The organism is Pseudomonas fluorescens HK44 (assembly GCF_000217955.3).
GTDB classification, from domain to species: Bacteria; Pseudomonadota; Gammaproteobacteria; order Pseudomonadales; family Pseudomonadaceae; genus Aquipseudomonas; species Aquipseudomonas fluorescens_AQ.
Window position 1 is genome coordinate 1 of the sequence record NZ_AFOY02000030.1, and the last position, 12,217, is coordinate 12,217.

Below are 12,217 nucleotides of genomic sequence, written 5' to 3' on the forward strand. Positions count from 1 at the left end.
AGGCTGGGCATTATTACCGGAGGGGGAGCCACGAAGTGGGGGAACCCCGTAGGGGTGCCCCGGCAGAGCCGCGCTTTTTACTTTTCCCTTTTTAAACCTTTGAGGTCGTCTAGACGCCTTATGTTATGTGGCCTGTAGTGTTCATAAAGGGAGGGATTTGTTGTCATATACGCGCCACGAAGATCTCTTTGCTTCGAGAAAAGAGGTCAGTGATAGTGATAAATCCTGCGTCGCTGCCTGCCTTAAAGTGTCCGAATAGTCATGAAATCCGCAAGCTCGGCGCTTATTCATTCCTTGTTCGTTATGTGAGGGAAAAATGGCTGTGGGTAACTCGGACTAATGCTTTTAATGCTTTTAATGCTTTTAAAAGCTTTTAGTCGGGCTGTATGCCACGTATTACGTGGCATACAGCCTCCATAAAGGGACAGATTTGCGGTCATAAAGGGACAGATTTGCGGTCATAAAGGGACAGATTTGCGGTCATAAAGGGACAGATTTGCGGTATTAAGGGACTTGTATTAAATAGTCCTTTTTATGCTATGGTGGATCTCCCCACGAGGACTACTGATGGCTGAGAAAAGCGAAGTTGTTGTCAAATCTAACCGGCTTGTCGAAGCTAGCTACCGGCTCAACCTGGTCGAACAACAAATCATCCTGTTTGCCATCAGTCGTAGTCGCGACGAACAGCTGGGCCTTTCGCCAGATAAGCCAGTCACGATTGCAGCGAGCGATTTCGCTCAGGCATTCGGGACCAACGAAACCAAGGTTTACGGACAACTTAAAGAAGCGATGGGCGACCTGTTCGACCGCTCGGTGACGATCTATGACACCGATCCGGACACCGGTAAGGACCGTACTGTCACAACCCGATGGATCAGCGACAAGGCTTACATCGACGGAACAGGCCGAATTCAGTTGACGTTCGCCCCTCGGGTGATCCCCTACATCACACGTCTCGAGTCCGAGTTCACGTCATACCGTTTGGAGAAAATCAGTGGCATGTCGAGCGTTCACGCTGTACGGCTCTACGAGCTACTGGTGCAGTACCTCACAATCGGAAAACGCGAGTTGGCACTCGCTAATCTGCGCGAAAGTCTCGGCCTTACCAACGAATACAAGGCAATTAAGGACTTTAAAAAGCGAGTCCTAGATACAGCCGTGGCACAAATCAACGAATACAGCGATATTCGTGTGAGCTACACACAGCGCAAGACCGGACGCACCGTCACCCATCTGATCTTTGCCATCAAACCAGAACCAACATCCGTGCCGGTGAAGCAAAAGCTTGGCAAGCTGACAGACGCTGAGGTTGCCAAACGCGCTCGTCCTGGTGAGAGCTGGGAAGCAGCACATGCCAGACTCAACCAGATCACCTTGGCACTGGCTGAATGACTGGATTGATGTACGTGGGTCGGACTGGGTTTAGATCGTCACCGTCGAGACTAATCGGCCAGTCCGGCCAGTAGATCGGAAAAAGACTTGGCAGGCCCGGGTAATTTTGGCTTTCCCGGGGTTGGCGCTTTTTCAGGTTGAGGCTCAGGGTTGTGCTCAATAAGGCGTTGCTCAGCATTATCAAGGCGTAGCTTCTCGATCTCTTGCCGCAATGGCTCCACCGCTTCAGCGACGGCCTTTGCCACCGCCCTGGCGATGATCTCCCCGAGGTCGCCAGTCACTGTGACGCCGTGTGACATTTCCACTGTGACGCTCTGTGACGCTGGCTCGAAAGCACCGTACACACGCAGTAACTCCGCGGTGTCGATATAGCGACGTCCATCGGACTCTAAGCCATATGATATACGGCCTTCGGTCATTGCCCGGTATATGGACCGGCGCGTTCTGCCGATCAGTGACGCGGCTTCATCTATGGTGTGACGCATGGTGCTCTACCGTCATATGACGCGTCACACTCTTTAGCCTGGCTGGTCATAGGCTCAGCTCGCTGTGTGATCCGAGTCGCACAAGCTGCAAGCGCTCATCGTCGGGCTTGCAGTAGATCAGCAGCCAATCCGGTTTGATATGGCAATCCCGATGGTCTTTCCAGTTACCAGTCAGAGCATGATCCCGATGTTTTTCCGGCAGCGGTTTGTCATTCATCAGGGCAGTGACAATCTTGATGAACAGGCCGCCCGGCTCCAAGTCAGCTCGATGCGGCCCCTTGGCCTCTCGCTTAAAATCTCGCTTGAACTGACTGGTTCTCTCAATCGTCCGCATGCAAATCCGCCATCAGATCATCAATGGTGGCGAACTTTTGCAGCTTTCCGCGCCGGGCTTCTTTCATCGCGGCAACGGTTTTGGCGTTGGGCACCAACGGCTCGAATGGCAGCGCCTTTTCCTGCGCTATACGGGTCATCATCATGCGGAAAGCATCGCTAACCGTTAAGCCCATTGTCGCAAGTACTGCAGCGGCTTCTTCTTTGATGTGCTCATCGATACGAGCACGAACGACAGCATTTGTGGACATGGGTAGTCCTCCTATATTGGGCCACAGTGTAGCTCAATATAAGGGTCGCGCATGGTTTTGTGCCGTCACGTGACGCGTCACTGCGTTCTTGCAGTCACGGATAAACTGACCCCCAGCACGTGTAGCACTTTCATCAAGCGATAAAGGTCCGGATCGCCATGGGTACCAAAGAGCTGCTCCAGATCTGCCACGGTGATCCCGGTCAGACTCGCCATTTTGGCCGCCCCAAATGCGCTGATAGCCACACCTATGGAGGCCACAATATGAGCGGCATGGCCGGTCGCTAAAGCATCCGCAATAAACACGGCCCTGGTTTCTGGATTGGTTAACGCCGCCCCTGGATCGTAGATCGATGGCTTTTTTTGCACCCTTTCCGCCTCTCTTTACACCAGCTCTATACCCGTTTTGCACCTGGTCTGCACCCACCCTGCACCTCTTTTGCACCTTACCTGCCATCGACTGGCCACGGTCTTCGACCTGAATGATTTTTACGCCCTTTGAAGAGCCAGATTTTCCCCCTTAACAGGGTCAAAATCTCAATACACATCACGCACCTCAGGCGATGGAAAAAACCTTTATTTTTCAAAAATTTATTAAAAACTAATAATTCTTTGACGCTATACAGTTGTGATACAAAACAAATGATTTAGCCCACAAAACCTGGAGAATTTTGTATAGCACTTGTTATACAACTGGTGCCCAAATGGCCAAGTAACCATTTCGCGCCCGCGAAACTTTCCATTGAGCCGCAGGCGAATGGACAAGCTGTGAAGTGGGCCGGTAGGCCTACTTCACCTATCTTGCCCGCCTATTCAGCCGACTTAATCCGTTGCGCCTGCTGTTCTTTTTCCGTTCTCGTGCCTTTTTCTACCGTTCTTTTGGGGTTGTTTTGCATACGCTCAGCCGTTGTTTAAGGCGTCGGTCCTCTGCTACTGCAGTACAGCAGCCGCCAACAGCCGCTTGCGCGCCTCCTGAGCGCGCCGGGTCTCGTCATCGACTTGGCGGGTGACGTAGAGCGGCAGCGCCAGGCACTCGTCCTGGTCGTCGCCCGGCTCAATAAATCGCGGTACCGAATCCGTGCTGTTCATCCTGTCTCTCCCGTTCTACCTATTGAGGCAGTGCGCGGTATAGCGTGGCTCGATGAACGCCTAGGAGCCGTGCAACTTCGGAAACCGATTGCCCCCCGTCGATCAGCTGTCGTGCATGGGCGATCTGTTCTGGGGTTAAAACAGGTTTTGGGCCGAATCGAACGCCTTTAGCTTTGGCAGCAGCACGGCCAGCACTGGTGCGCTCACCAATGAGGGATCGCTCAAAGTCAGCAATGCCGGCGAAGATCGTTAACACCATACGCCCAGCTGGAGACGTCGTATCGGCCCAAGGCTCAGCAAGCGAACGCAGACCTGCACCTAAGGTTTTGAGTCGTTCTGCAATGTGGAGCAGGTCGGTGGTTGACCTGGCCAAGCGATCCAACCGCGTCACAGTCAGTACATCACCAGGGCGAAGGTGATCGAGCAGCCGACTAAGTTCGGGGCGGTCTTGCTTGGCCCCACTGACCTTCTCTTCAAAAATCCGCTGACAACCGTTTTGCCCTAAAGCGATCCGTTGCTGCTCCAGCTCCTGACCTTGCGTCGAAACCCGAGCGTAGCCAATCTGCTGTCCTGCATTTTCCATGGGGACACCTGTCGCATTAGTCGTTGCAGGTAATCTAGCACCTGCGACTGACTTATGCGACAGACGAAAGCCCTCAGAACCTGACGATGCGCGTGTGTCGCATAACTTAGGCGTTATGCGACATGACTCCTTGATGCTTTTTATATGGTTGATTGCCCTGTAAATACTTTTTGGGTGCTCACCTCGTACTGGCTGGCAGAGCGGCTAAGTACCATACCGCGGGCGCCGCGTATCAGTGCGACGAATATGCCGAGCATACCGCCAACGAATATCCCCAGAGTCAGAATCAGCAACTTATTAGGCTTAATCGGTTTGTTTGGCTTGATAGCCTGTTGGTCAACCTTTACCAAAGCCAGTTCATTTAGGTCGCGGTTGATATGTTCCAGCCGTGTTTTTTCTGCCCTCATATCAACCAGCGTGGTGAGGAATAGATCGTCGTTTTTACGCGATTTAAGTTGTTCAATCTGTCGATTTTGATCCAGAAGCTGAAGCTCTTTTTTGATCTCGGAGATCCGAGGGCTGGTATGGTCATCAGACTTTCGTGCCAGTAGGGCATGTCGCTCGGCCCCAAGAGCTTCAGTGCCCATGAAGTGCAGCGGGAACTGCTCGTTGAAGACTTCCGCACGAAAAACATTGCCCTGACTTACGCCGCCACCTTGCCCCATCGCCGTGGGGGTAGTCGGCTTCACGATACCCAGCTCACGTGCTATCTGAATCGACTCGTTCAGCTGGGTGATACGACTTTCCCGACGGTCGCGCAGTTCTGTACGAACTGCACGCAACTCATCCTGCAGTTGTGCGCGCTTGAGAGCGTCACTTTCGCTGATTTTAGCAATCGTTGAGTCCTTATCGGCCTCATAACTAGCGCGGGCAATGCCCATCTTACGTTCTAGGGTGTTGAGACTGTTTTCAATCACACTATCCAAGTCGTCTTGGATCTGCTTGCGCTCGTTTTTGATAGCTTCTTGCACGATCCCATTAAGAATGAGATGACCTTCGACGGTTTCCGGATAAGTGATTTCTAGTCCAACGAAGGTTGTAAGGTTGTTGCCATCCTTAGGATTTGGCTGAATAAGCTTGAACGCTTCGCTGTTGAAGCGTTCGAAGGCCTGTGTCAAGTCACCTGAGCCAATACCGGAGAATTGTTCTTGGTGCTTATTGAAGTAGGATTTACGCACTTCATAGGAGTTAAGTGCAGCACCGACGCGTCTGAGTGATTCCTCTGGGTTGAGTGTGTAAACCCCAGTCTGATTGAGTGCGTCAAGATCTTTAATAGACGGAGGACGAAGAAATGTCTTCGTCTGGTATTGAGGTGTCGCTGTATAAGCGTAGACCGCTGCCATCGCAGTGGCTGCCAAGGCTATGCCTGCGATTAGATACTTTTGACGCCACAGGGTGGTGAGTAATTCACCTAAGTCAATTTCTTGGGTATTGAACGAAACCGGGATGGGGCGGGGGGCGGGGGGCGGTAGCGATTCTGCGTGACTCACAAAAACTCCATTGCACAATTTATTTCATGAATAATTGAACTATTCTACACGTCGCACTGTCCGCTCCGGAGCGGTTATTTCCGCTCAATAAATTCCGAGGCCTGCTGCTCAGATTCCCCCCCCTTTTTTCCAAGCTCAACCACCAGAACGGCCAGCTCACCGTCCTAGGGAAGTTCTGAAGTACCCACCGATTTTTGATGCCTTCTCTGCGTGAGGTTCAAAAAACGCTGATTTGGTCGAAAAGCAGACCTTTCCACTCTTTAATTCATGATTTTTCCTCTAATCGCGCTGTTTCAGGGCGATTAGCCCGCATTACAGGCGCACCTCTCCTGCATTCAACAATCGTTTTCGCACCATCCACAAGTTCGACAAGGCGAACAACGTCGTCTGTTGAGCGATGTTTTTCGTCAGACCACGAAAGCGCACTTTCGTATAGCCAAACTGGCGCTTGATCACTCGAAATGGGTGCTCAACCTTGGCTCTGACTTGCGCTTTCGCATACTCAATTCCGCGTAGCGCACTGCCGATCACCGTGTCTTTGCCATGCTCTTTGTACGAACTGGGCCGTGCAGAAATCGACCAGATCATCTTGCGATCCTGATGTTCCGGGCGCTTCTGCACCCCGGTGTAACCGGCATCGCCACAGACGTGAACCTCTTCCCCATGAAGCAGTTGATCCACTTGTGTCACGTCCGCCACGTTGGCAGGAGTACCGACCACGCTATGAACCAAGCCCGAATCCGCATCGACGCCAATGTGGGATTTCATTCCAAAATAGTACTGATTTCCTTTCTTGGTCTGATGCATCTCGGGATCGCGTTTCTTGTCTTTATTCTTGGTTGAGCTGGGGGCATGAATGATCGTCGCATCCACTATCGTTCCGTGGCGCAACATCAATCCACGCTCACCCAGATAACCGTTGATAACCTGCAAAATCCCGCCCGCCAGGTCATGCTTCTCCAGCAAGCGGCGGAAGTTGAGGATCGTGGTTTCGTCAGGAATTCGATCCAGATGCAGCCCTGCAAACTGACGCAGGATCATCGTTTCATACAGCGATTCCTCCATCGCCGGATCGCTGTAGCCGAACCAGTTCTGCATCAGATGAACCCGCAACATGGCCAGCAACGGATACGCCGGACGACCGCCTTCACCCTTTGGATAATGCGGTTCGATCAAGGCAATCAACCCCTTCCAGGGCACGACTTGATCCATCTCGATCAGGAAGCGCTCACGGCGGGTTTGCTTACGTTTGCCGGCATACTCGGCATCGGCGAAGGACATCTGTTTCATCGGGGCTCAACCGGTCGATTCGTGTGAGGGGGTATTTCACCAGAGTTGGAAGTCTTTTTCAGAGTTTCCTAGGTCTTGCAAATCACTCGAAAGTCGCCGACGCGGTAAAGGGGTTATACCGAGATAAGGGGAAAATTCACTCATTTGGTCTGCATCTACGCAGGATTTACCATATGTCCCGTTCTGCGCAGTCAGCCACGCGAGCCATGCAGCCGCATCGCTGCCACGGATTGTTACTGTTTCACCAACAATGCTTTCCAGTCTTTGGGATTTATCCAAAACTCCATCGGCATAAACTGGACTCAGCTTCCAAACAAAGCCACGAAACGCCAACTCAGCAGGGTCCAAGCAAACCACCCTCCCACGTTTCGTAGAGCCTTCGGCCTTATCCATTCCGACTGAAGACGTTAACCGTTTGCATCGTTGGGACACTAAAAATGAAACTTTTTAAAACGTTGATTGCTGCTTCTTTTGTAATGCTTGGCAGCCAAATGGCCTTTGCCAATCAACCTGCGGTTGAGCAATACAGCTACAGCTCTCACCTCGACATCGCCAAAGTGATTCACCAGGACCCAGTCCCTGATGTCTGCGGTGTGGTGCCCCTCCAGATGACCTACCTGGACCACCATGGTCAGCAACACGTCATGCAATACAGTGTGATGGGTAATGGTTGCTTAAATAATTAACACTGAGTCCCAACGAAACTTGCCATTGGCAGGTTGAGTTAAAACGCCCCTCTCCGTGGGGCGTTTTTTATGGGGTCTTTACTCATTGAGCGGCCGTAATCGCTGAGTTCCAATGACGGAGCCCCTCACGCCAAAGATTAACTAGCGATAGACCTCACGGCGGTTCCCAATCTTGACCACCAGGATGCGCAACGCGCCGTCCTCGATGCTGCTGATGAGGCGGTAGTCACCTACCCGATACTTCCAAAAATCCCCTAAGCGTGAGCCCTTTAAAGCTTCGCCAATACTGCGCGGATCCTCCAGATTCGATACCCGCTCCTGCAGAAACAGCAGGATGCGCTTGGCGATTTGTGGATCGAGCTTGCCCAGCTCGCGCTCTGCAGCGCGGTCAAATTCAATCCGCCAAGCCATAGCGCTTCATCACATCCTCAAGGGGTACGGATTCCGAGCGACCGGCGCGGTTATCCAGCAGGCGCTGTTCCGCCAGGTACAGGTCTTCCAAGTCGTCCAGGTGCGCCACAATGGCTTCCCGGGCATAGAAGGTTTTGGTGCGGCCGGTGGCTTTGGCGAGGTTTTCCAGGCGGTCTTCCAAGTCCGAAGGCAGTCGAATAGCAAGCATGGCCAGACTCCATAATGAGGTTTGCTATACAAGTATAGCAAAATTGCGCGAACCCATGCACGGCCGCTTGGATCTGTGAGGCGATTGACCGAAAACGGCGTTATCACAGTGCGGTTTAATCTTTGGACTCCAAGCTGACCTTATAGCCCCGCGCACCGATTTCCTTGAGTAAGTCATCCAGCGGAATCTGGCTCAACGGTGGATTTGCAGGGGCCTTAGGTGCTGCCTGAGTGGGCTGGGTTCGGAAAAAATCGTGGATCTTCTTGGCGGTAATCGGATTGGGCCGAGCGCTATTTTTTTTGCTCAGGTCCATCTCGTAGCGCTGTGTCATCACACTCGAAATACCCAGCTCTTGTGCCAGCTCCGACTGGGTCAACCCCTTATCGGCACGCGCACGGCGCAGTTCCTGGTGAAACACTTCAGAGTCAGGGCGAAGGTCGTAAATGCTTTTAAAATCCATGTTTTTCACCGTATAAGGTAGATAGAAGGCGTTTTCGAGGTCGATTCTACACAACTAATACGACTTGTAAAGGTGTATTAGTACCTAAAAATGAAAGTAATTTATCCACCAGCGACACGTACAAGCACGTTTTTGGTTGTCGCGTTTTCGAACCCGAAATTTAGCCGCTAAAATTTCGGGCCGCATCCCAATGCTCCAGATCCTCCATCAAAAACTGGTGCTTGCCCTGGTAGGCCGCTGCGAGGTCAGCAGCCAAGGCACGGGCCGCATCTCCAGGCGTGGCAATGGCCCATTCGCGCTACGCGCTCACCACCTCGACCCCCTAAAGGGGGACCCCACTCGCTGGAGGAGATCCAGAGCGAATGCTTTGCATGGGGAAGACAAGAGTCAAACAGCTCTACCAGGACGAAGACGAAATTTGGCGCACTGCTATCCCCTGATCACTCGCTTTAACCGCCAGAGAGTTCACTGGAGGTGCTTGGATGATCCACATAGCTAAGGGCGCCACTGCGCTCCTTGGAGCGCATAAATAAAGTCTCCAGCCGTAAGGCTGGGCATTATTTCGGGAGGGGGTGCCACAAAGTGGGGGAACCCCTACGGGGTTCCCCGGCAGAGCCGCGCTTTTTTTACTTTTCCCTTTTTAAACCTTTTAGGTCGCCTGCATGCCTTATATAACGTGGCCTGTAGCGTTTATAAAGGGAGGGATTTGTTGCCATAAAGGGAGGGATTTGTTGCCATAAAGGGAGGGATTTGTTGTTGTAAAGGGAGGGATTTGTTGTATTGTGGGAGCCAGATATAAACTCCTATTTATAGAGTGGGAACGAATGGGCTCGTCACCAATGGTTTACAAAAGTAATGCCCTTGTAGAGGCAGCATATCGCCTCAGTGTCCAAGAGCAACGGATCGTTCTGGCCTGCATTAGCCAGGTGAAAAGGAATGAACCCATCACCGATGAAGTGATGTATTCGGTGACTGCTGAAGAGATTTCTACAATGGCAGGCGTTCCCATTGAGTCCTCGTACAGCCAGCTCAAAGAAGCGGCTCTGCGCCTGAAACGGCGAGAGGTTCGGTTAACCCAAGAGCCTAATGGAAAGGGAAAACGACCCGGAGTTATGATTACGGGCTGGGTACAAACGATTGTCTATCGAGAAGGAGAGGGTCGCGTAGAGCTAAGGTTCACCAAAGACATGCTGCCGTATCTTACCGAACTCACAAAGCAGTTCACCAAATACGCCTTGGCCGATGTAGCCAAGATGGATAGCACCCACGCTATCAGGCTTTACGAGTTGCTCATGCAGTGGGACAGCATTGGTCAGCGGGAGATAGCAATTGACCAGCTGCGTGAATGGTTTCAACTCGAAGACCGGTATCCATCGATAAAGGATTTTAAGAAATGGGTATTAGAACCAGCGGTTGCGCAGATCACAGAGCATAGCCCTCTTCAGGTGGTCTGGACCCAGCGAAAAACAGGTCGAAAGGTCACGCACTTAGCGTTCTGTTTTGGGCCTAAGTCTACGGAAAACTTGGATGGGAAAACCAAAACCAAGCGCGGCAAGCTGTCAGATGACGATATCGCCAAACAGGCCCGTCCTGGTGAAACTTGGGAAACTGCACGCGCTCGCTTGAGCCAATTATCTTTGGTCTGACGTGCGTTTTTTGCGTCCTGAGTTTCTTCCCTGGATTAAGCTTCCAGCTCTTTGGCACACTCTGGCACAGTCCTAATCCATGGCATGGCACACCCTCAACGAAGCCGTGAAACTAATCGGCAGAAGTCGACGATCAATCTATCGAGATATGGATAGAGGGCTTGTGTCATATGGACTAGACCCTGCTGGCAATCGTCAATTTGAAACATCTGAATTGATACGCGCTTACGGCGCCTTGGTATCCGTGGCACAGCCTGGCACACCTGATGTGGCACACGTTGGCACAGCCCAGCCATGGGACTTGGTACTGGCTGAACTCCAAGCACTTCGCAAGGAAGTCCAGGAGCTGCGTGCCACCGTTCTGCTCATCGAGCACAAACCAGCCCCCCAACCAGAAACCAAACCATCTGGGGCTGAAAAGCCTCAAGAGCCCGCCACCTGGTCAAGTCTGTTCAGCGCCCTGGACGGCTGAACACACCACTAGTTTCGCGCCCGCGAAACTGAGCCAAGCGGCTCTACTTAAGTTGAGGCTAACACCGGAGCTACTGAGAGGCTGCCCCCCAACACCCGTAGCACCTTCATCAGGCGATCAAGGTCCGGATTGCCATGGGTGCTGAAGAGCTGCTCCAGATCTGCCACGGTGATCCCGGTCAGACTCGCCACGTCGTTCAGACCAAATGCTCGGACAGCCACACCGATGGCGGCCGCAATATGCGCGGCATCGCCGGTCGCCAACGCATCAGCAATGAACACGCTTCGGGCTTCAGGACTGGTTAACGCCGCTCCTGGATCGTAGATCGATGGCTTTCTTTGCCCCCTTATCACCTCCTTTTTGCACCATTTCTGTACCATTTTTTACCCTTTCAGTACCCATTTTGTACCCCTCCAGTACCCGTTTTGCACCCTAGTTGCCCCCCACTTGCCACGGTCTTCGACCTGAATGATTTTGACGCCCTTTGAAGAGCCAGATGTTGCCCCTTAACAGGGTCAAAATCTCAATACACAATACGCACCTCTATCAAGGTACAAAAAACCATTATTTTCAATAGGTTATGAATATTTTTGATTCATGGATGCTATACATTTGTTATACAAAACAACGGTTTCAGCCAACAAAACCTGATCAGTTTTGTATCACCAATGTAATACGCCGCCGCCCTGAGCACGCCGGAATGTCTTGTCCTTCCCGAATGCACCGCTAGCGTTCATCTGAGCGCTACAGCTCGACGGCAAAAACTTTGATGCCCTGCCCTTTGGCAAAGCGTCCCACCGCGGTCAGACTGGCCCAGGTGCGCAGTGCCTCACGCCGTGAGCGCACCGGCAGCCAACGACTGCCGGCACCGCCCAGGCGAATCGCCAAGCCCCATTTATCGCCGTGTCGGCTGACCAGCACCTCGCACACGGCGCTGGGAACGCCCACAGCCTCGACAGCGCACCACTTGGCCATCGAAGGGCCCAGCGTTTATTCCAAGCTTGCAGCGGTAAGTAGGGCACGGACATTAAAAAGCAGGTCTGTGGTGAGGAGCGAAGGAGGCGGAGTGCGCGTAAAACCACGCACCGGGGTCAGGGTAGTCCAGTCCCTAGGGGACTGGCGCCCAGCGGACGCAGAAAAGCCCACCGGGGTGGGCTTTTCTGAGGGGGACATTTAACGAATGTCCCGTTCTATCTATTGAGGCAGCGCACGGTATAGGGTGGCTCGATGAACCCCTAGGAGACGTGCAACCTCGGACACTGATTGGCCCTCCTCAATCAACCTACGTGCATGGGTAATCTGGTCAGTAGTCAAAACAGGCTTTGGCCCAAATCGAACACCTTTGGCTTTGGCGGCAGCTCGGCCTACGCTGGTGCGCTCGCCAATTAGGGAGCGCTCGAAGTCAGCAATCCCGGCGAAGAT

At 52.6% G+C, this 12,217-nt stretch carries 18 protein-coding genes; 3 read left to right on the top strand and 15 right to left on the bottom strand.

The annotated features are described in order from the left end of the window. Positions 1–567 precede the first annotated feature (567 nt). A complete protein-coding gene (repM, locus tag HK44_RS28990) occupies positions 568–1,392 on the top strand; it encodes a replication initiation protein RepM (protein ID WP_024265234.1) in 825 nt (274 codons plus the stop codon). Between the two features lie 50 nt (positions 1,393–1,442). On the opposite strand, the gene HK44_RS28995 is transcribed toward repM, so the two are convergent. The 9 genes from HK44_RS28995 to HK44_RS29035 all read right to left on the bottom strand — a co-directional run bounded on the left by HK44_RS28995 (position 1,443) and on the right by HK44_RS29035 (position 7,260). Beyond that, positions 1,443–1,877 carry a hypothetical protein gene (locus HK44_RS28995; RefSeq protein ID WP_024265235.1) on the bottom strand — a complete coding sequence of 145 codons (435 nt, stop codon included), beginning with the start codon at positions 1,875–1,877 and terminating at the stop codon, positions 1,443–1,445. A gap of 46 nt (positions 1,878–1,923) precedes the next feature. Then, the gene (locus HK44_RS29000; RefSeq protein WP_024265236.1) at positions 1,924–2,211 is read right to left on the bottom strand and encodes a type II toxin-antitoxin system YafQ family toxin; all 288 of its coding nucleotides are present in this window, start codon (positions 2,209–2,211) and stop codon (positions 1,924–1,926) included. Continuing rightward, complete coding sequence (locus tag HK44_RS29005; RefSeq protein ID WP_024265237.1) at positions 2,198–2,461, bottom strand: type II toxin-antitoxin system RelB/DinJ family antitoxin; 264 nt, start codon at positions 2,459–2,461, stop codon at positions 2,198–2,200. Before HK44_RS29005 ends, HK44_RS29000 begins: the two co-directional genes overlap by 14 nt. Positions 2,462–2,538: 77 nt before the next feature. After that, positions 2,539–2,829, bottom strand: coding sequence for a DNA-binding protein (locus tag HK44_RS29010; protein WP_024265238.1), 291 nt, complete (start codon positions 2,827–2,829; stop codon positions 2,539–2,541). A 561-nt stretch (positions 2,830–3,390) separates the two neighbouring features. After that, positions 3,391–3,549 (bottom strand): hypothetical protein, encoded by a 159-nt coding sequence (locus tag HK44_RS29015; RefSeq protein ID WP_024265239.1) that lies wholly within the window; start codon positions 3,547–3,549, stop codon positions 3,391–3,393. A gap of 19 nt (positions 3,550–3,568) precedes the next feature. Further along, positions 3,569–4,132, bottom strand: coding sequence for a recombinase family protein (locus HK44_RS29020; RefSeq protein WP_024265240.1), 564 nt, complete (start codon positions 4,130–4,132; stop codon positions 3,569–3,571). A 140-nt stretch (positions 4,133–4,272) separates the two neighbouring features. Next, complete coding sequence (locus tag HK44_RS29025; protein ID WP_024265241.1) at positions 4,273–5,622, bottom strand: Wzz/FepE/Etk N-terminal domain-containing protein; 1,350 nt, start codon at positions 5,620–5,622, stop codon at positions 4,273–4,275. 312 nt (positions 5,623–5,934) lie between these two features. Then, positions 5,935–6,912: an IS5 family transposase gene (locus HK44_RS29030; RefSeq protein WP_024264756.1), complete on the bottom strand. Its 978-nt coding sequence runs from the start codon at positions 6,910–6,912 to the stop codon at positions 5,935–5,937. A 36-nt stretch (positions 6,913–6,948) separates the two neighbouring features. Continuing rightward, complete coding sequence (locus HK44_RS29035; RefSeq protein ID WP_141651784.1) at positions 6,949–7,260, bottom strand: hypothetical protein; 312 nt, start codon at positions 7,258–7,260, stop codon at positions 6,949–6,951. Positions 7,261–7,388: 128 nt separating this feature from the next. On the opposite strand from HK44_RS29035, the gene HK44_RS29040 reads away from it, so the two are divergent. Continuing rightward, positions 7,389–7,598: a DUF2790 domain-containing protein gene (locus HK44_RS29040; protein WP_024265242.1), complete on the top strand. Its 210-nt coding sequence runs from the start codon at positions 7,389–7,391 to the stop codon at positions 7,596–7,598. A 141-nt stretch (positions 7,599–7,739) separates the two neighbouring features. Here the strand turns inward: HK44_RS29040 and HK44_RS29045 are convergent, their stop codons facing one another. The 3 genes from HK44_RS29045 to HK44_RS29055 form a co-directional block, all read right to left on the bottom strand. Beyond that, positions 7,740–8,009 carry a type II toxin-antitoxin system RelE family toxin gene (locus HK44_RS29045; protein WP_024265243.1) on the bottom strand — a complete coding sequence of 90 codons (270 nt, stop codon included), beginning with the start codon at positions 8,007–8,009 and terminating at the stop codon, positions 7,740–7,742. Next, on the bottom strand, positions 7,993–8,217 hold the full coding sequence (gene relB / locus HK44_RS29050) for a type II toxin-antitoxin system RelB family antitoxin (protein ID WP_024265244.1): 225 nt from the start codon (positions 8,215–8,217) through the stop codon (positions 7,993–7,995). The genes HK44_RS29045 and relB overlap by 17 nt, the downstream gene beginning before the upstream one ends. A 115-nt stretch (positions 8,218–8,332) precedes the next feature. After that, positions 8,333–8,677 carry a helix-turn-helix domain-containing protein gene (locus HK44_RS29055; RefSeq protein ID WP_024265245.1) on the bottom strand — a complete coding sequence of 115 codons (345 nt, stop codon included), beginning with the start codon at positions 8,675–8,677 and terminating at the stop codon, positions 8,333–8,335. An 824-nt stretch (positions 8,678–9,501) separates the two neighbouring features. Between HK44_RS29055 and HK44_RS29060 the strand changes: the two genes are divergently transcribed. Next, entirely contained in the window at positions 9,502–10,323 is an 822-nt protein-coding gene (locus tag HK44_RS29060; RefSeq protein ID WP_024265246.1) for a replication initiation protein, read from the top strand. Between the two features lie 519 nt (positions 10,324–10,842). Here HK44_RS29060 and HK44_RS29065 read toward each other — a convergent pair. The 3 genes from HK44_RS29065 to HK44_RS29075 all read right to left on the bottom strand — a co-directional run. Then, entirely contained in the window at positions 10,843–11,175 is a 333-nt protein-coding gene (locus HK44_RS29065) for a DNA-binding protein (protein WP_052014792.1), read from the bottom strand. A gap of 364 nt (positions 11,176–11,539) precedes the next feature. Continuing rightward, positions 11,540–11,770: a hypothetical protein gene (locus HK44_RS29070; protein ID WP_024265249.1), complete on the bottom strand. Its 231-nt coding sequence runs from the start codon at positions 11,768–11,770 to the stop codon at positions 11,540–11,542. 219 nt (positions 11,771–11,989) lie between these two features. Further along, positions 11,990–12,217: recombinase family protein (locus HK44_RS29075; protein WP_024265250.1), on the bottom strand; the 228-nt coding region annotated here is incomplete at its 5' end.